The organism is Polynucleobacter sp. Latsch14-2, assembly GCF_018881925.1.
Taxonomy (GTDB): domain Bacteria; phylum Pseudomonadota; class Gammaproteobacteria; order Burkholderiales; family Burkholderiaceae; genus Polynucleobacter.
Genome location: NZ_JACVPL010000005.1, coordinates 121,763 through 139,673 on the forward strand (window position 1 = coordinate 121,763; position 17,911 = coordinate 139,673).

The following is a 17,911-nucleotide window of genomic DNA, read 5'->3' on the forward strand; positions in this document are numbered from 1 at the left end:
AGACTGCCTGCAGATTATTTTTTCTTGAGGCCACCCAACAAAGCGCCAACCGCAGGCTTAGCAGGCGTAATACCAACTTTCTTGACTTCTGGCATAGCAGCCCCATCTGGGTTGCTCGTCTTAGGAGTAGCCGCCGCCTCGTAAGGCATATAGAAAAATGGGTCAGATATTTTTGCTGGTGCAGCATGGCTCGATGAAGCTCTGCTAGTTGATGCGGCCCTGTTAGGTGCAGAATTTCCTTCTGGCAACGGCCGGACATCCAACTTACGCTTCATTAATTTCTCAATGTCATCGAGCAATCGCTTTTCGCTTGCATCCACTAAAGCAATTGCATCGCCCGTGCTACCAGCTCGACCAGTACGGCCAATGCGGTGGATAAAATCTTCGGCGCTAAATGGTAATTCATGATTGATCACACAAGGCATATCTGGAATATCCAAGCCACGCGCAGCAACATCCGTTGCCACCAAGGCCTCAATCGCACCCGACTTAAAGGCATCCAAAGTTAAGGTGCGTTCACCCTGACTTTTGTCTCCGTGAATCGCGCCAGCTTTAATGCCATCACGCTCCAAAGCGCGCGATAATCTCGCGCAACCCAAGCGGCTATTAGTAAAGATAATGCACTGACGCGACAAACCTTGGCGCGTACGTGACTCCAAAATATTCACAATGGCACGCTGCTTATCTGCAGAAGACACCATATGAATGACCTGCTTCACCGTATCTGCTGCAGCGTTTTGACGGGCAACTTCAATCGTCACTGGAGTGCGCAAATAACTTTGTGCCAACTTCTTAATTTCTGGGGAGAAAGTTGCTGAGAACAGAAGGGTCTGGCGTTGTGCCGGAATCAAATCAATGATGCGTTGTAAGTCTGGCAAAAAGCCCATATCGAGCATACGATCAGCTTCATCCAAAACCAGAATTTCCACTTGGGACAAATTTGCTACTTTGGATCCAATGTGGTCAAGTAATCGCCCTGGGGTAGCAATCAAAATCTCAACACCATTGCGCAGAATTGCAACCTGCTCTTTCATATCAACGCCACCATAAACCACAGCAGCGCGTAAGTCCGTATGCTTTGAATAGCTGGCGGCATTCTCTGCGACTTGCACAGCCAACTCACGAGTAGGCGTTAGGACCAAAGCTCGGATCGGATGACGGGCGGGTGAAGAGCTTTTGCTAGCATGACGCAGGATTTTTTGAATGATTGGCAAAACGAAAGCTGCTGTTTTGCCCGTTCCCGTTTGCGCTGCACCCATGAGGTCTCTACCCTCTAATACATGAGGAATAGCTTTGGCCTGAATAGGAGTTGGGGTAAGGTAGCCCTGCTCAGACACCGCTTTTTGAATCTGCGGGTCTAAACCAAAGTCAGCAAAAGTAATTGTTGCTTCAGGGGCGCCGCTCTCAGCGACCGCTGTGGAGGTGTTTATTTCAGTAACAGTATTAGTCAAGGTAACTTACAGAATGGCCGCAATGCCGGCCTTAGCAGTGGCAGCATCCTCGGTCGATTTAACGCCGGAAACGCCGACTGCGCCGATGGTAAAACCATTTACCTCGATATTGACCCCACCCTCTAACATCCCCGCAATATGCGGAGCCGATAAGAAAGAAATGCGACCGTTATTAATAATCTCTTCATACACGCGGCTCTCGCGTTTACCCATTGCAGCTGTACGTGCTTTTTCTTGGGCGATATAAGCTGACACAGGTGCGCAACCATCACGACGAATCAAACCCAATAAATGACCGCCATCATCACAAACGGCAATTGTCACAGCCCAATTATTTTCAGCAGCGTGCTGATTGGCGGCATCCAAAATCTTTTGTACATCGGCCTGGGTTAAATAAGGTTTAGTAGCTAACATGTTTCTCTTTCCATCTTAAGTATGATCAAAGCACCTTCAACACAAAGGTTTCTTGGTGATTTAATCACTTTGTTCAATTTACTCAATTATAGGTCGTATAGCGGGCTTACTTTAAGAACTCCTGCGCAGCAACCACCCCGCTAGCCTTAGGTTTGAAGCCCATGGCACCCAAACTCATCTCCACTCCGCTTAAAGCGGCCATCAGACTTAGCTCATTGCAATCACCCAGATGGCCAATACGGAAGGCTTTCCCCTTGATTTTGCCTAGACCTATACCCAAAGAAAGGTTGAACTTTTCCAAGGCATGCTTACGTAGCAAATCAGCGTCCATACCCTCGGGAACAGAAATGCAAGTGAGCACTGGTGAATAACATTCAGTATCTAGGCATTGGTTTTCTAGGCCCCAAGCAACTACCGCCTGACGACAAGCTTGCGCCAAACGCTGATGACGCGCAAATACTGTGTCCAAACCTTCGGCCAGCATCATGTCCATTGCTTCATGTAAGCCGTACATCAAATTAGTACTTGGAGTCGTTGGCCAGTAACCCGTTTTATTGGATTCTAAAATTTCATCCCACGCCCAATAAGACTTCGGCGTTTTAATACTTTTACTAACTTCAATCGCACGTGGAGAGAGTGCATTAAACCCGATGCCGGGTGGCAACATCAAGCCTTTTTGCGAGCCAGCAATAGTGACATCTGCTCCCCATTCATCATGACGATATTCGGCAGAACCCAAACCAGATACGCTATCTACTAACAATAAGGCAGGATGTTTTGCCGCATCAATAGCCTTGCGAACCGCAGCAATATTGGATGTCACGCCGGTAGAGGTTTCATTATGAACAACGCAAACTGCCTTGATCTCGTGTTGAGTGTCTTTGCGTAAACGCTCTTCAATTAAATCTGCATCGATACCCCAACGCCAAGTATCTTGCCCGACTTTGCCAATCACTTCTGGCTCTAAGCCAATGCGCTTGGCAAGTGCGCGCCATAAATTGGCAAACTGACCGGTCTCATAAAACAAAACTTTATCGCCGGGATTTAAGACATTGACTAACGCACCTTCCCAAGCGCCGGTTCCAGATGCGGAATAAATGATGACCGGCTGCTTGGTCTGAAAAATCTTCTGAATACCCGCCAAAACCTGAAGTCCAAATGCGCCAAATTCAGGACCGCGATGATCAATGGTTTGATAGCTAATCGAGCGCAATACCCTTGGAGGCACTGGACTCGGACCAGGAATATGTAAGAAATGGCGTCCAGAAAGATGGTTATCTAATTTCAACATGGTTTGTCTTGTGTAATTTGATGGTTAACAGTAGGTCTAGTGTAAGGTAATTTTAGACACTTTTCATTTTTGTATGCAAAAAATATTCATTAATTGGAAAAATAAAGCCTTAATTTAGCTTAATTTATGATTTATCATTAGAAAAAGTAATTTTGTATACAAATTTATCAAAGGCTTCAAGAAACTCATGGACATCATTTCGCAGCCCAATTCACAGAATTTGCATGAGGCCACCTTCCAAAAATTGAGATCCTTGCTAGTAGAAGGCGCTATCACCCCCGGTAGCAAACTCAATGAACGCGAGTTAGCCGAAAGCCTGAATGTTTCTCGTACCCCTATTCGGGAGGCGATCAAACGTCTAGCTGCCGACGGCTTGGTGGAACTGATTGCCAATCGCGGCGCCATTGCAGTGCAACTCAGCCAAGAGGATGTGATCAACACCTTTGATGTCATCGCCCAGTTAGAGGGCTACTCAGGAGAACTGGCAGCCAAGAATATTAGCGCTGCCGCTCTTTCTGAATTAGAAGCCCTTCAATATGAAATGATGGCCTCTTATGCCCGTCGCGATCTATCTAGTTATTACAAATTAAATCTCCGAATTCATCATCTGATTAATCAGGCGGCTAATAACCCAGTCTTAGGGAAGCTTTTTTCACAAGTCAATGCTCGCATCGAAGCCTTACGCTTTCGCTCTAATCAAAATGGTGTGAAATGGGAGAAGGCAGTTGAAGAGCACCAAGAAATGATTGACGCACTTAAAGCGCATGATAGCGAGCGCATGCGTAAAGTCATGATTCAACATGTTGTTAATAAACGTGATGTCGTGATTGAACTTCTTCAATCGGAAGATGGCAGTACTGCGCAGATTCACAATGAGGTTAGCAAAGTATGAACAAACCCCTTGAGCTCAAAGAACTCATCATCCATAAAGAGCAATTAGCAAAACGACTGCGCCAAGAAACCTCCGGCGAGGTCATGACCGATATCGCCAGTCGTGGACGTTATGCTACTGATGCGTCTATTTATCAAGCAATGCCAGTAGCGGTCTTTGTTCCAAAAACGCAAGAAGATATTGCCAGCGCCATCCAAATCGCAGCTGAACTAAAGGTACCTGTTCTCGCTCGCGGAGGTGGCACGAGCCAATGCGGTCAAACCACTGGCGCAGCTCTTGTCATCGATAACAGTAAGTACTTCAGAAATGTACTCGATCTGAATTTAGGCAAAGGCACTGTCGAAGTTGAGCCGGGCATTGTCTTGGATCATCTCAATGCTTCACTCAAACAGCATGGCCTTTGGTTTCCAGTGGATGTCTCTACGGCAGGTCAAGCGACGATTGGTGGCATGGCTGGGAACAACTCTTGCGGCAGCCGCTCGATTGCCTACGGCAATATGGTGCACAACGTTTTAGGTATTGATGCGTGGCTGGCCAGTGGTCAAGTTGCACAATTTGGTGACTACGCCCACAGCTCGGGTACCGCAAAACAATTGGGCGATTTTGTTAAGGGTCTCGCCGACAAACTCCACCCAGAAATCGAGGCTCACTTTCCAAAAGTACTGAGACGCGTTGCCGGTTACAACTTAGATGTATTCCATCCTCAAAGTGAGCTGCCTTACACAGCCGACGGCAGTGTGAACTTGGCGCACCTATTAGTGGGCAGCGAAGGCACTCTAGCTTATTTCAAATCTTTGCAACTCAAGCTAGCGCCCATACCCAAACATAAAGTATTGGGAGTCGTAAACTTCGCTAGCTTTTTTAAGGCTATGGATAGCGCCCAACATATTGTCAAACTGGGGCCTACTGCAGTTGAGTTAGTAGACCGCACCATGATTGATCTGGCACGCAGCAATCCCAGCTTCAAGAAAACTATCGAAACTGCCTTAATAGACCCCAAGAGTCCAACGCCTGAGGCTATTTTACTGGTAGAGTTTTCTGGTGAAGAACATGCGCCCCTAATTGAAAGACTCACCTCATTACAAGATCTGATGAGCGACTTAGGTTTACCAGGCTCAGTAGTAACAATGCCTGATGCAAGCCCACAAAAGAATTTATGGGAAGTGCGTAAAGCTGGTCTCAATATCATGATGAGCCTCAAAGGCGATGGTAAACCGGTTAGCTTTATTGAGGACTGCGCAGTACCACTTGAAAGTCTTGCTGAATATACCCAAGCACTCACCGATGTCTTTGCTAAATATGGATCTCGCGGCACTTGGTATGCCCATGCTTCTGTTGGGACTTTGCATGTTAGGCCCATTCTGGATATGCGGCGTGACGGCGCCCAAAAGATGCGGGCTGTTGCAGAAGAGGCTTCAGAGTTAGTACGCAAATATAAAGGGGCTTATAGCGGCGAACATGGTGATGGTTTATGTCGAGGCGAATGGATCTCTTGGCAATTTGGACCAAAGATCACTGAAGCACTCGCAGAAATTAAAACAGCATTTGATCCTCGGGGTTTATTTAACCCCGGCAAGATTATCGATCCACCCAAGATGGACGATGCAAGCTATTTCCGCTACCCACCAAGTTATCAAGTTATTCCACTCCAGCCAGCACTAGATTGGTCAGCTTGGAATGTGCAAAACAACCCTGTCACCGAAGAAACCAGCGCGCCCGGAACTGGCGGCGACCCCGCTATGGGTCTAGCGAAGGCAGTAGAAATGTGCAATAACAATGGGCACTGCCGAAAGTTTGATGCCGAGGTCATGTGTCCTAGTTACCGAGTTACTCGCGATGAGAAACACCTGACTCGTGGGCGCGCTAATACTTTACGTCTAGCCATGTCGAATCAACTCGATATTCAGCACGAATCCCCCTTGGGTAGTGACGCTATCAAAGAGGTGATGGATTTATGTGTGAGCTGTAAAGCCTGCCGACGTGAATGCCCTACTGGTGTTGACATGGCAAAAATGAAAATTGAGTTTCTCTCAGCTTACAAAAAACGGGTTGGTCACTCACTACGTGACTTAGCGGTAGCTTACCTACCGCAATATGCAGCAATTATTAGCAACACGCCGGGGCTTGCCGCCTTACTGAATCTACGTAATCGCATTGGGCTGATTGCCAAGCTACAGGAATGGTTCATGGGCATTTCTGCGCAAAGGAGTCTGCCCGTCTGGAAAAGAACTACTTTCTGGAGCAATAAAAAAGGAGTTAGCGCACACCACTTCACACCAGAAGAACTAAGCGCCCCTAATCATCAAGACAATAAAGGCGTTGTCTTGCTAGCAGATACTTTCAACGCCTATTTTGAAAATGAAAATCTGCAGGCAGCACTCAGAGTCCTTAATGAAGCTGGATATCGCGTGCATATTCCTCAGAAAAATAATCTACGGAATCAAAATAAAAGTGAGATACAAAAAGCCAGCGCTTGCTCGAAAGAATTCTGTTGCGGCAGAACCTATCTTGCGGCCGGCATGGTCGACAAAGCCAAAGAAACTCTCGAGGAATTAGTGGACCACCTAGCGCCTTATGCAGAAAAAGGTATTCCGATTATTGGATTAGAACCGTCATGCTTATTCACCCTCAAGGATGAGGCGCTCGTAATGGGCTTTGGTGAGCGTGCAGTGAATGTTAGCCAACATGCTCAACTATTAGAAGAATTCTTAGCGAGCGAAGCCAAATCAGGAAAACTTAAACTCAATCTTAAGGCTGTAACACGACCAATTCTGTTCCATGGTCACTGTCACCAGAAATCTTTTGCCGCAGTAACACCGGCGATGGAACTGCTAAAACTGATTCCAGGTGCTGACCCCAAGCTGATTGAATCTTCTTGCTGCGGTATGGCAGGCAGTTTTGGCTATGAAGCAGAACACATTGATGTCTCTAAAAAAATGGCTGAACTAAGTCTCTTGCCAACGATCCGAAAATCACCGGATAGCTGGGTAGTTGCTGATGGGACAAGTTGCCGTCATCAAATCCACGATGGCGCGCAAAGAGAGGCGGTACATATTGCACAGATTTTAGCTGCGCACCTAGCAGAGAAAAACTAACGAGATTTAACGCAAGGCGCCGTAAGAGACAATTAGGAGTGTGCCCGTAAATAACGCAGCCACCAAGCGACGCTTGGGGCTCGATATCATCACGCCAAAACTCAGAGCACAAATCAGAATACGCATCCACAGCGGCACTGTAGCTAGTAGACCGACAGGTAAAAAAATTAAACGCACAATTAATGCAGCCATCATTGCATATGTCACTGCAGCGAGCCAGCGAAAAATCTCGCTATTTTGATTAATGCGGCCTGATAGCAAAACACCAATAGCACGACATACATAAGTACCTACACTGGCACCTACCAATGCAGCCCATAGACCCCAGTCCTCAAAATGAAAATCCATTAGCCCAGCACCCCTGGCTTCTTGCGCAATAACTTACGATCAATCATGTAGGCCAAAGTTCCAGCAAGCAAGCCCGTAGTCAGCAAACTAGTATCACGATCCAAAAAATAAAACGCCGGGCCAAAGATACAGCCTAGAGCAATCGCGATCCGATTAACCCAGGGCTTCACTTCCGTAAACGTCAACAGAAAAAATAGTGGGTTAATAAAAATCAGACCTAAGGTCATTGCTGTCGACACTCTGCCTGCCAAGAAATAGCCCAAAATTGTTCCCGGCACTGCAAGAATCCAACACAATAAACCAATGCCAATGAAGTAATTTAAGCGGTGCTTCGCTTCAATTGAATGAAACTCGCGCATCGATACAGACCATGCAGTCATTGCTAATAAATGCACGTGAGCATATAGGCTACGATTGCGATCCCGGTCGTGCAGTTGCGGAAAGAGGGTCACTGTCATGGTAATAAAACGAGTCGATGTCAGCGTGACAGCAAGCGCAATGGCTAATGCCGAAGCATCGCCAATCGACATCTCCAAGAAAACAACTTGACCTGGCAATGCAAAGATCAATAAGCTACTTAAGCTTGTTAGCCAAATATCAAGGCCGTTGGTTTTACTCATTGCCCCAAAGCCAACCATACCAAAAAAGAGCACCATCGCAGGAGTGCCAGAGGCATCCCGAATACCAGACCAAAATGCATCTCTACGATTTTTGAAACGCTGGGCAGCCGAACCCTCTAGCGGGATCTCGCTAGGATCGAGATATGGCAGATTTTCTGAAGACATAGACTATTGTAAAAGCTTGGTCAGCATTACGCTGACGAGGCCGCTAATTCAAGAGCCCACTCGATATGTTCAGCAACCAATGGGCCTGCATCAGGCAAGGCACTTAGCAGTACATCGCGCATTAAACCTTTATCAGCTTCAGGCAAATCTTCCGAAACCATCGCATTGCCCATGGCTACGGCCAAATTGCGTCGCCACCTCGAATAGCCAATCCGACGAATAGCGCTACCTTCGTGACGCTGCTCAAACTCTTTTTCAGTCCAAGACCACAAGTGCAAAAGACTGGCATTTCCTAGACCATGTCGCTCTGCAAAATCTGGTAACTCGGTGCGTTTGGCAAATTTATTCCATGGACAAATGAGCTGGCAATCATCACAGCCATAAACCCGATTACCAATAGCGCGACGAAACTCTACCGGGATAGCCTCGGGGTTCTCAATCGTCAAATAAGAAATACATCTCCTCGCATCCAATTGATAGGGAGCGGTAATGGCCTGTGTGGGGCATACCTTGATACACGATGTGCAAGTGCCACAATGCGACTCTTCCTCCTGATCGATTGGTAAAGGCACATCTACCAAGATCTCACCTAAGAAGAAGGTGGAACCAGATTCACGATTAAGTAACAGGGTGTGTTTGCCGCGCCAACCCAAGCCCGCTTTGCGTGCTAATTCGACCTCCATCAAAGGGGCTGAGTCTGTAAACACGCGATAGCCAAAAGCTCCAATATGCAGCTCAATTGCTTTAGCAAACTCCTGTAAACGGTTGCGCAAGACCTTGTGATAGTCGCGCCCCCTGGCATATACCGAAACTACCGCTTGGGATGGATTTGCAATACGTTGCCACTCACGCTCAAAATCAATTCCAAGAGAAAGGTAGTTCATGCTCACACAAATTACCCTGACAGTTCCCGGCACCAACAATTGAGGGTCTGAGCGCAAATCTGCATGGCGCTGCATATATTCCATGCGGCCATGGCGACCTTCGGCTAGCCATGCTTGGAGATGCTCTGAGGCTATTCCAAGCTTGGTATCTGTGATTCGCAAGCCATCAAAACCAAAATGTACAGCCTGCTGCCTTAGCCAATCACGCAGATTGCCCTCATCGAGTAAAGGAGAAGTAGGTTTGGCAGGCATATTGAATAGGAATGTAGCTCAATAATTGAATAAACTAGCTAAATGAATCAAATTCCAGTGACTCAAACAGTCATTTACTCTATCAATCAGCATTGTAGGCAAGAAACAGACACTGCCCAGCTAGCCAAATGGCTAGCGCAAGGATTGAGTCAATTTCTGCAACAAGATCCCAAGGGGCATCTCAACATCTCACTGGAAGGCGATCTAGGAGCCGGTAAAACTACTTTTGCTCGCTATCTTATCCAAGGCATGGGCTATGTTGGCAAAGTCAAAAGTCCTACCTACACCCTCTGCGAACCCTACTCAGTCACTATTGATGAGCAAGAGTCAGATCGCACCATCACAGCGCATCACTTCGACCTCTATCGCATGCGTGATCCACTTGAATGGCAAGAGGCTGGATTTGCTGAACACTTTGATACTCCAGGATTTTGCTTAATCGAGTGGCCAGAAAAAGCCGAGGGTAGCTTGCCGAATTTTGACATTCAGATTCAACTTACTGCAGGCCAAGAAGAAAATGAGCGGAGCATTATTCTTAATGCCCTTTCAGAAACAGGTACAAGCGTTTTGAAGCGGGCTCATGACCAGTAGAGAATCCAAAAGCATCAACACTAGTAGACGCAAAGTTCTCAAGGCCTCTGCAAAAGCCTTTAGCTTCGCTCTACTATTAACTGAGGTTGATATTGCCTGGGGTGCCAAGATTCTAGGAGTGCGTATTTGGCCATCGGATGATTACACGCGCGTCACCCTTGAGTCCGATACCCCCTTACCAGTTACCCAACAGATACTGACCAATCCCGATCGTCTAGTGGTCGATGTCCAGGGTTTAGAGCTCAACCCGACACTCAAAGACTTGGTTGCCAAAGTAAAACCTAACGATCCCTATGTTTCACAAATTCGGGTTGGGCAATTTCAGCCTAATGTCGTGCGCTTAGTGTTTGATCTAAAAGAGCCCATCAAGCCTCAGCTCTACACCTTAGATCCTGTGGCTGGATACCAGTACCGCATGTTATTTGATCTTTATCCCAGCACGCCGCCAGACCCCCTCATGGAATTGGTTAAGAACAGTGCTCGCAAAGAAAGTGCTCTGGCAAAGTCCAATGAAGAAGTAGATTTGATCGCGCAGTTCGCCGTCAAAAAAGATAGACCGGAAAAACCCAGCGCCCCAGTGGCGCAAGCCATTCCAGAAGCTAAAGAGACACCAGCACCAGCCAAATACAAACGCCTAATTACCATTGCGATTGATGCAGGCCATGGCGGCGAGGATCCAGGGGCAATTGGCTCGATGGGCTCTAAAGAAAAGCATGTCGTGCTCTCAATAGCAAAGCGCCTACGCGACAAGATTGAAGAGCAGTCTTATATGCGTTCATTCTTGACGAGGGATGGCGATTACTTTGTACCCTTACATGTGCGCGTTCAAAAAGCCCGTAGCGTACAAGCCGATCTCTTTGTTTCAATTCATGCTGATGCGTTTATTGAGACGCATGCCAAAGGTGCTTCTGTATTTGCCCTTTCCCAAATGGGCGCGAGTAGCACCATGGCGAGATGGATGGCAAATAAAGAAAATGCTTCCGATTTGATTGGGGGCATCAATATTAAGACGCAAGATCGACAAGTGGCGAACCTGCTACTCGATATGTCGACCACAGCCCAGATTAAGGACTCCCTTCAGGTTGGCAACTCGATTCTGAAGCAAATTAGCGGCTTTGCCCCCCTCCACAAGGGCAAAGTTGAGCAGGCTAGCTTTGCAGTCCTCAAGGCCCCGGATATCCCATCCATCCTCGTGGAAACTGCTTTTATTAGCAACCCTCAGGAAGAAGCCAAGCTCAATGACAACAGCTATCAAGACAGGATTGCCGAGGCCATTTTGAAGGGAATTCAGGATTATTTTTCCAGAAATCCACCCGTTGCTAGACAGGTAAATTCCTGATTTACTCCTAGTTACAAGGCGTTGTGGGCTACACCATTGCACACTAGGGAAGCATCCTCCAGTTCTTGCTATAATTTCTGTCTTTACTGGGTCGGTAGCTCAGTCGGTAGAGCAGCGGACTTTTAATCCGTTGGTCGCGAGTTCGAATCTCGCCCGACCCACCAAATTAAGTAGTGGCGCGTGATTAGCGTCGACAAATATTCATCAACAGTCCGTTGGTATTTAATTTGGAGAACTAATCATGAACACAAGTAACACTGTAATAAGCCCCCTGATTAGGGGCGAAGCATTTACCCTATCAGCCTTGGCTGATTCCTATATGGCCTGCTATCAAGGCCGTGACCCCTCATTTGGTAATAGATTGTCTTTTATCGTCCAGCAACTGGGCCATAAAGTCGCATCAGAGATTGACGCTGATGATGTAGATGACTTTCTAGAAGCTCTACAAAAACGCGGCAAACTATTTAATCGTGGAGGGAATAAAAAGGGTGGAGAAATTATCGCCACTCACAAACCACTTGCTGCAGCAACTATCAATCGCTATCGTTGTTCGCTGCAATCCATACTCTCTTGGGCCCGTCGCAAAAGACTCATGCCAAAGACTTGGACAAATCCTGTCTCCGAAACCCAGCGTATGCCAGAAGATAATGCACGCTCGCGTTATCTCTCTGAGGCTGAATACGATAGGCTATTAAAAACCTCTCGCGTATCGACCTGGCCAAAACTTACTCTACTGATCATGCTTGCCGTCACCACGGGGGCGCGGCGCGGAACCCTCTTAAGCCTCCAGTGGAAGGATGTCGATCTAAATGAAGGGCGCGCCTTTTGTGCCAGGACTAAAAATGGTGAACCCTTTGTTTTAGTTCTCATGACAGATGTATTACAGGAATTAAGAAGGTTCTCTGGCAAATCAAAGCAAGAGGATTTAGTATTTTGTGGGAAGTACCCAACTAAACCTATGAACTTTAATAAGACCTGGGAGGTAGCCTTGGCAAATGCACAAATCGAAGGAGTAGTTTTCCACACATTGCGTCATACACACGCGTCATGGCTAGCCAGACGAGGCGCACCCCTCTTGGCAATTGCTGATAGCTTAGGGCATAAATCACTAGCGATGACAAAACGCTATTCGCATTTATGCGTTGATTCCAGAGCTGAAATGCTTAATCGAATTTTTTCTTCACAAGGAGCAATCTAATGAGTAAGCCAGAAAAGAAAAAAGAAATCCTAACTACAGAACAAATCAAATTAAGGTTTATGTATGGCATTCTTAACGCCTCCAATCTTTCAGAAGAATCTAGATTAAATTTATTGTGCTCTCTTGAAGGCACGGTAAATGAGGCTCGATTAATGAAGATAGCCATCTCTAATAACGCTACTGCCATTGCTAGATCAGGAGGGCAGGGGAAGGGAAAAGCTAAGGAAGCCTCATTAATAGATCTGTATGAAGAAAACATCCGCCTTCATACAATCAAATCTTCTAGCAAGGTGGCAAGACAAATAATAAAGTTGGTGGATGAAGATAGAGGGGTTGCCGAAAATAGATTTGGGAAAGAAAGAACTATTGCAGAGAAGATTCGTAAGCATAGGGAATTGAAAAAATAATTTATAAAAGTTTACCGTTTTCTAAGAAAAGCGGTTTTAAATCAACAACTTACACGTTGTAACACCATAAATTCTCGTCCATAGTGGAGTGGTCGCGCATTAATCACGCGCTACCACTTAACTTTGGAGAGAATTACATGAATTACGCAAATGAATTACCAAAAAATCTGGAGTCTTTTAAGGATTTTCTAGACTCCCCCGAGGGTCACAGGCTATTTAAAAATAAATACTCAGGTGATTGGTTTATACGCACCCATTCACAAGAATTAATCGAAGCGGGTGTGCTCGTCAAACTGCTTGGGAAATTTCACATAGTCCAACCGGACTTTGTTCCCACGCTGATTCAACTTCTACAAGAAAAAACTCGCCGTGCATCGAGCAATCGATTGCATGGAGTTAGATCTTGTGCATTAACAACATCAAATTAAAGAAAGTAAATATGAATACAACCCCTAACCCAGAATTAAAAAATGGGAGTCCCTCATGGCTAGACCAATTGCGTCTCCCTGATAACTACACAAACACCATTGGCGGCGTAAAGCTCCCAACCAAACCATCATTTGGGAAATTGAATAAACACCGCTTCTCCAGAGTGCACCCAGATCCAAGCTATCAAGTACCTGTGTTGATAGTGGAGGATAAAGACAGTGGCGAGACCTATATTGCAACGCATGCCGTAGCAGGCTACTTGGGGAAAGCGGCGATGCCAAAGCTACTTCGATTGGCAGTGGATAACGCAGGAGTTCCAAAAATTGTTGCCCAGCCAATACCAGACTTAAGCGGACGTCCAAACTTGTGGAATGTCACTTGTATTCAAGCAATCCAAATCGCCGAAGTCGAGTGGGTGCGTATTGAGTCCGATATGAACGCGCAACAATACATAATCATCAAGGCAGCAAATAATCTTGGAGAGCCTCAATGGCCTGACCAGACAATGCCTGAGCTTATTCAAGCAGTGTTTTTAAATAATGTTATTTCCAGCCCGGACCATCCTTACATCAAGCAATTAGAAGGCAGGGTTTGATATGGCACTCAATAATCTTTCAGAGTATGAATTTATCCTCATCGATTTTGAATTCAGGAAAATAGGTGGCAAAGAAGGCAATCCCATTGAAGTAATTTGTATGGTTTCCTTCAACACCAAAACGGGTGAATACAAACATATTTGGGCTGACGAGCTGTACGCAATGGAGGACCACCCTTTCAAGGAAAATCCAAAAGCAATCTTGGTGGCTTTTTATGCCAGCGCAGAAATGGGTTGTTACGACGCGCTAGGTTGGTCATGGCCAGACTACATTCTTGATCTGTATACCGAGTTTAGAAACCTCACCAATGGCACCACCCTGCCATTTGGTCGCTCATTACTAGGTGCACTTCAATTCTTTGGGCTTCCTGCTATTGAAGGCTCCCATAAAACCGAAATGCGTGATCTTGCGCTCCGAGGCGGCCCATTTACTGAGCTTGAAAAGCAACAGCTTCTTGAATACTGCCAAAGCGATGTAGATTCCCTCAAATATCTTTTAGATGCCATGGCACCGCTAGTGGATTTACCAAGGGCGTTATTACGAGGGCGGTACAACATTGCATTGGCAATCATGGAGTCAACTGGTGTACCAATTGATTTTGAACTCTATCAAGACCTTTGCGTTCATTGGGATGCAATTAAAGCCAAGTTAATTAAAGATATCGACCAAGATTACGGCGTTTACATTAATGGCAGCTTCAAAGAATCATTATTTGAAGAATATTTAAAGGCGCAGAACATGCGCTGGCCTAGATTAGCAAGTGGCAGACTAGCCTTGGATGATGAAACATTCAAAACCATGGCTAAGACCTTTCCCATCTTGGCACCGCTACGTAACTTGCGCGATAGCCTTGGGAAGATGAGACTTAACGCGTTACAAGTTGGACTAGATGGTCGAAATCGCTGCCTTCTATCGCCATTTAGCTCTATTACTGGACGCAATCAACCCTCAACTACGAAATTCGTGTTTGGGCTAAGTAAGTGGGCGCGCGGACTCATCCAGCCAAAGCCAGGATTTCCTATCGCCTACATAGACTGGTCTCAACAAGAATTTGGTATCGCTGCAGCGCTATCAAATGATGAGAATATGAAAGCCGCCTACATGAGTGGCGATCCCTATCTCGCTTTTGCAAAGCAAGCAGGAGCTGTTCCCCAGGATGCCACTAAGAAAACCCATGCTGCCGAGCGTGAGCAATATAAGCAATGTGTCTTAGCAACCCAATATGGCATGGGTGCCGACGCCTTAGCACTACGCATTAAGCAGCCCAAGGTACGCGCTAAACAATTGCTCGACATTCACAGGCGTGTTTACAGTAAGTTTTGGAATTGGTCTGATAACTTTTATAACCACACAGTCAGCGCTAATAGAGTGACTACCCTGTATGGCTGGAATCTAAATGTTCAATCAGACCTTAACCCACGCAGTCTTCGCAACTTTCCTATGCAGGCTAATGCTTCAGAGTTATTACGCATTGCTTGTATTTTGATGGTGGAAAAGGGCATCACGCTGTGCGCCCCCGTGCATGACGCAGTTCTCATTCAAGCCCCAGATGATCTGATTGACGAGCATGTAGCTATTGCACAAACCTGCATGAGTTTAGCGAGTCAAAAAATGCTTTCTGGATTTGCGCTGTCAAGTGATGCGGCAATCTTGCGTTATCCGCAACGCTTTCTAGAAGATGGTGCAGCAGAATTTTGGGAGAAGGTAATGGCAATCCTTCAAATCGTCCAGCACGAGGAGTTACCAAGTTAACACCCTCCTGTTAACTAACTTAACACCCGTCCAATCTATTTATCTTTTATTAACTATATATATGCAAACAAAATCACACTTATTCATAAAAGGTCCAATACCTTATTTGTGGAGCTATAAGGCAAATCAACTGGGCATCGCAACTGGGCTAATAGCTCAATGCCTTTGGTTTTATGCTGGAATTAATGGCTCATACACTTTTAAGCTAGATCACAACATTGACTTTCTCTCTGGAATTAAAAGGCAATCAAGGCAGCAATGCTTAAAGCGTTTACATAATTCAGGATTAATTAAATTAGTCCTATTAAGGGGTGCCTACCCCATTGTCACCCTTCTGGATATAGGCAATGCAGGTAGGCGCAACCAAGTACAAACACCCACAGCATTAGAAACTAAAACATTTGACTCTTTAGCCAAAGCAGGCACGGGGCCAAATTTTCGCAAGACCAACTTTCAAAAACAGGGGTATTCCTATGAAAAACAAACAACACTCAACTTCAGTTAACCAAGAGTCGGAACCAGAAGATGTATTACAAAGAGTGCCTCTGGCACGATGGATTAAGGACCCTCAAACTTGGGATAAATATACTTTTATCGACGAAGCATCACAGTATCTATGGGACGCATACGGAAGCAGCACAGAACAGGATAAACACGCCCTAGCGATGCTCGCGGAGGTTTTAGAGACTTTCGTCACCTGCTGCAAGGAAATCGCAACTAACGGGCTGGTAGTGACTCACCACAATGGTGTAACTGGCAAGAATCATCATGTCGATATTCGGGATAAGGCTATTACAAAAGCAGTCTTATTAATGAATGAGCTTGGGCTAACACCTAAAAGTCGATTCCCTCTCAAACCAAAGCCAAATCGTGAATTTGAGAGATTTATGCGTGGGCCCTATGGCTGGAGCAACGAACCTAAAGAGCCATTTGACCTAGATAGCGTGCTTGGCAAGAAATAGCCTTATTGATCTTCCCTAACCAACGGACCAACGATCCGTTGGTTATTAGAATGATTGGAGACAACTATTGGTGTGATGCTATTTTGGTGAGCAGTAAGTTTTTATCGGCATCAGAATCGAGAACATGCATTCGACGATGGCAATTTGGGCAAAGAGCGACCGTATTCTCAAGACTGTCTTCCCCACCTCTAGCAAGCCAAACGACATGATGAACCTCAAGGTAAGGCTGACCAGATTTATTAGCAAATGGAGCGGCGGTGTTACATAGCTGGCAGGTACCTAGAGCCCTTCGCCTAGCCTCCTCCGCCACATACTCATTCCGCTGGTACTGCTTAGCAACTACCGACCTTGAGCCTGGCACTTTAGCCGCCTGCTTAGCCCTGTGAACAAGCTCTACCCTGTCTAACTTAGTAATCTGGCGCTCACGCGTAACCTCTAACTCTTTTACCTTCTCAACTGGTACTGGCTGTAGGACCTGCCCTGCAACAAGGCCTAAAGGAAACATCCAGACCTTTCGATCTTTGCCCTCAACATCTTCTTGGATTTCTTGATAAGGCTCCCCAACCAACTGAACCTGACCAGTAAAGGTATATTTTCTTGTCTCAAGGACCTCAAATAAAAATATACTTATACCATTTGACAGTGATTCTTTTAAGGTCTTGTTTTGAGCGGCATTTAAATCTTGGTCGCCAATTTGCCCCATGCCTGTGTAGTAAATTACTCCATCTACAAAACGGTCTTGATAGAGAGACTCAACGCGATTCGAAATTAGCACTAAAGCTTCATTTTTAAGCGATCTTCTCATGCCTCCCTGTGGGCTTACACCAAAAAGATTGCACAACTGCTCATTAATGAGTTCAGCGCCCTGCTCAAGATTTGGATTAAATGGCATCCAGTTATTCTAAGCTAGGTGAAATATTAAGCGCCTAATGCTTAGCTCCAGGAGTGACGGGTCAATCCTCCTTTAGTCTTGGTTAGCTGTTATCGGCCTTAAGAGGCCATTGGCGACTGTTGCCGCCCCTAGTTAATACAATCTGCTTATTGCGTTGAGGTCTTAGCTAACCGGAATCCAAAAATCCCGTTCAACGATCTGTTTGACTGCCTCCAACTTGAACTCTACATAAAACCGTCTTCCTTTTCTCATTACACGTCACCTAATAGACTAAATATTAGGCCAGAAAGTATTTATAGAAGTGGTAGTGATTCAAAAATTCATATTTCTTAA

At 45.9% G+C, this 17,911-nt stretch carries 17 protein-coding genes and 1 tRNA gene; 11 read left to right on the plus strand and 7 right to left on the minus strand.

Annotated elements, in window-relative coordinates; genetic code table 11:
- Positions 1-14 precede the first annotated feature (14 nt).
- The 3 genes from ICN46_RS06425 to ICN46_RS06435 form a co-directional block, all read right to left on the minus strand.
- Positions 15-1,451 carry a DEAD/DEAH box helicase gene (locus ICN46_RS06425; protein WP_216206187.1) on the minus strand — a complete coding sequence of 479 codons (1,437 nt, stop codon included), beginning with the start codon at positions 1,449-1,451 and terminating at the stop codon, positions 15-17.
- A 6-nt stretch (positions 1,452-1,457) separates the two neighbouring features.
- The gene (locus ICN46_RS06430; RefSeq protein ID WP_216206190.1) at positions 1,458-1,865 is read right to left on the minus strand and encodes a GlcG/HbpS family heme-binding protein; all 408 of its coding nucleotides are present in this window, start codon (positions 1,863-1,865) and stop codon (positions 1,458-1,460) included.
- Positions 1,866-1,971: 106 nt separating this feature from the next.
- Positions 1,972-3,156, minus strand: coding sequence for a pyridoxal-phosphate-dependent aminotransferase family protein (locus ICN46_RS06435; RefSeq protein ID WP_216206194.1), 1,185 nt, complete (start codon positions 3,154-3,156; stop codon positions 1,972-1,974).
- A 187-nt stretch (positions 3,157-3,343) separates the two neighbouring features.
- On the opposite strand from ICN46_RS06435, the gene ICN46_RS06440 reads away from it, so the two are divergent.
- Together ICN46_RS06440 and ICN46_RS06445 are read left to right on the plus strand one after the other, a co-directional pair.
- Positions 3,344-4,048: a GntR family transcriptional regulator gene (locus ICN46_RS06440; RefSeq protein ID WP_216206197.1), complete on the plus strand. Its 705-nt coding sequence runs from the start codon at positions 3,344-3,346 to the stop codon at positions 4,046-4,048.
- Positions 4,045-7,143 (plus strand): FAD-binding and (Fe-S)-binding domain-containing protein, encoded by a 3,099-nt coding sequence (locus ICN46_RS06445; protein WP_216206199.1) that lies wholly within the window; start codon positions 4,045-4,047, stop codon positions 7,141-7,143. The genes ICN46_RS06440 and ICN46_RS06445 overlap by 4 nt, the downstream gene beginning before the upstream one ends.
- Positions 7,144-7,149: 6 nt before the next feature.
- Here the strand turns inward: ICN46_RS06445 and ICN46_RS06450 are convergent, their stop codons facing one another.
- The 3 genes from ICN46_RS06450 to queG are packed head-to-tail and all read right to left on the minus strand — an operon-like array spanning position 7,150 to position 9,412.
- On the minus strand, positions 7,150-7,491 hold the full coding sequence (locus ICN46_RS06450) for a branched-chain amino acid transport AzlD family protein (protein WP_216206201.1): 342 nt from the start codon (positions 7,489-7,491) through the stop codon (positions 7,150-7,152).
- Positions 7,491-8,276, minus strand: coding sequence for an AzlC family ABC transporter permease (locus tag ICN46_RS06455; protein WP_216206205.1), 786 nt, complete (start codon positions 8,274-8,276; stop codon positions 7,491-7,493). The genes ICN46_RS06450 and ICN46_RS06455 overlap by 1 nt, the downstream gene beginning before the upstream one ends.
- 26 nt (positions 8,277-8,302) lie before the next feature.
- A complete protein-coding gene (gene queG, locus ICN46_RS06460; protein ID WP_216206208.1) occupies positions 8,303-9,412 on the minus strand; it encodes a tRNA epoxyqueuosine(34) reductase QueG in 1,110 nt (369 codons plus the stop codon).
- Between the two features lie 42 nt (positions 9,413-9,454).
- Between queG and tsaE the strand changes: the two genes are divergently transcribed.
- From tsaE to ICN46_RS06505, 9 genes are all read left to right on the plus strand, one after another.
- Positions 9,455-10,003 (plus strand): tRNA (adenosine(37)-N6)-threonylcarbamoyltransferase complex ATPase subunit type 1 TsaE, encoded by a 549-nt coding sequence (gene tsaE, locus ICN46_RS06465; RefSeq protein ID WP_216206210.1) that lies wholly within the window; start codon positions 9,455-9,457, stop codon positions 10,001-10,003.
- Positions 9,993-11,342 carry an N-acetylmuramoyl-L-alanine amidase gene (locus ICN46_RS06470; protein ID WP_216206212.1) on the plus strand — a complete coding sequence of 450 codons (1,350 nt, stop codon included), beginning with the start codon at positions 9,993-9,995 and terminating at the stop codon, positions 11,340-11,342. The genes tsaE and ICN46_RS06470 overlap by 11 nt, the downstream gene beginning before the upstream one ends.
- Before the next feature lie 88 nt (positions 11,343-11,430).
- Positions 11,431-11,506: transfer RNA gene (locus ICN46_RS06475), tRNA-Lys, on the plus strand.
- Positions 11,507-11,583: 77 nt separating this feature from the next.
- A complete protein-coding gene (locus tag ICN46_RS06480) occupies positions 11,584-12,540 on the plus strand; it encodes a tyrosine-type recombinase/integrase (protein WP_215311482.1) in 957 nt (318 codons plus the stop codon).
- On the plus strand, positions 12,540-12,947 hold the full coding sequence (locus ICN46_RS06485) for a hypothetical protein (RefSeq protein ID WP_215311484.1): 408 nt from the start codon (positions 12,540-12,542) through the stop codon (positions 12,945-12,947). The genes ICN46_RS06480 and ICN46_RS06485 overlap by 1 nt, the downstream gene beginning before the upstream one ends.
- Positions 12,948-13,084: 137 nt before the next feature.
- On the plus strand, positions 13,085-13,375 hold the full coding sequence (locus ICN46_RS06490; protein WP_216206215.1) for a hypothetical protein: 291 nt from the start codon (positions 13,085-13,087) through the stop codon (positions 13,373-13,375).
- 11 nt (positions 13,376-13,386) lie between these two features.
- A complete protein-coding gene (locus ICN46_RS06495; RefSeq protein ID WP_215311486.1) occupies positions 13,387-13,971 on the plus strand; it encodes a hypothetical protein in 585 nt (194 codons plus the stop codon).
- Between the two features lies 1 nt (position 13,972).
- The gene (locus ICN46_RS06500) at positions 13,973-15,724 is read left to right on the plus strand and encodes a DNA polymerase (protein WP_215311488.1); all 1,752 of its coding nucleotides are present in this window, start codon (positions 13,973-13,975) and stop codon (positions 15,722-15,724) included.
- A gap of 473 nt (positions 15,725-16,197) precedes the next feature.
- Complete coding sequence (locus ICN46_RS06505) at positions 16,198-16,686, plus strand: P27 family phage terminase small subunit (RefSeq protein ID WP_215311492.1); 489 nt, start codon at positions 16,198-16,200, stop codon at positions 16,684-16,686.
- A gap of 64 nt (positions 16,687-16,750) precedes the next feature.
- On the opposite strand, the gene ICN46_RS06510 is transcribed toward ICN46_RS06505, so the two are convergent.
- Positions 16,751-17,578 carry an HNH endonuclease gene (locus ICN46_RS06510; RefSeq protein WP_215311494.1) on the minus strand — a complete coding sequence of 276 codons (828 nt, stop codon included), beginning with the start codon at positions 17,576-17,578 and terminating at the stop codon, positions 16,751-16,753.
- Positions 17,579-17,911 lie beyond the last annotated feature (333 nt).

Bases quoted from the DNA above. Each gene is read 5' to 3' on its own strand.
- ICN46_RS06430 (WP_216206190.1), bottom strand. From the start codon at position 1,865: ATGTTAGCTACTAAACCTTATTTAACCCAGGCCGATGTACAAAAGATT.
- ICN46_RS06435 (WP_216206194.1), bottom strand. From the start codon at position 3,156: ATGTTGAAATTAGATAACCATCTTTCTGGACGCCATTTCTTACATATT.
- ICN46_RS06440 (WP_216206197.1), top strand. From the start codon at position 3,344: ATGGACATCATTTCGCAGCCCAATTCACAGAATTTGCATGAGGCCACC.
- ICN46_RS06445 (WP_216206199.1), top strand. From the start codon at position 4,045: ATGAACAAACCCCTTGAGCTCAAAGAACTCATCATCCATAAAGAGCAA.
- ICN46_RS06450 (WP_216206201.1), bottom strand. From the start codon at position 7,491: ATGGATTTTCATTTTGAGGACTGGGGTCTATGGGCTGCATTGGTAGGT.
- ICN46_RS06455 (WP_216206205.1), bottom strand. From the start codon at position 8,276: ATGTCTTCAGAAAATCTGCCATATCTCGATCCTAGCGAGATCCCGCTA.
- queG (WP_216206208.1), bottom strand. From the start codon at position 9,412: ATGCCTGCCAAACCTACTTCTCCTTTACTCGATGAGGGCAATCTGCGT.
- tsaE (WP_216206210.1), top strand. From the start codon at position 9,455: ATGAATCAAATTCCAGTGACTCAAACAGTCATTTACTCTATCAATCAG.
- ICN46_RS06470 (WP_216206212.1), top strand. From the start codon at position 9,993: ATGACCAGTAGAGAATCCAAAAGCATCAACACTAGTAGACGCAAAGTT.
- ICN46_RS06480 (WP_215311482.1), top strand. From the start codon at position 11,584: ATGAACACAAGTAACACTGTAATAAGCCCCCTGATTAGGGGCGAAGCA.
- ICN46_RS06485 (WP_215311484.1), top strand. From the start codon at position 12,540: ATGAGTAAGCCAGAAAAGAAAAAAGAAATCCTAACTACAGAACAAATC.
- ICN46_RS06490 (WP_216206215.1), top strand. From the start codon at position 13,085: ATGAATTACGCAAATGAATTACCAAAAAATCTGGAGTCTTTTAAGGAT.
- ICN46_RS06495 (WP_215311486.1), top strand. From the start codon at position 13,387: ATGAATACAACCCCTAACCCAGAATTAAAAAATGGGAGTCCCTCATGG.
- ICN46_RS06500 (WP_215311488.1), top strand. From the start codon at position 13,973: ATGGCACTCAATAATCTTTCAGAGTATGAATTTATCCTCATCGATTTT.
- ICN46_RS06505 (WP_215311492.1), top strand. From the start codon at position 16,198: ATGAAAAACAAACAACACTCAACTTCAGTTAACCAAGAGTCGGAACCA.
- ICN46_RS06510 (WP_215311494.1), bottom strand. From the start codon at position 17,578: ATGCCATTTAATCCAAATCTTGAGCAGGGCGCTGAACTCATTAATGAG.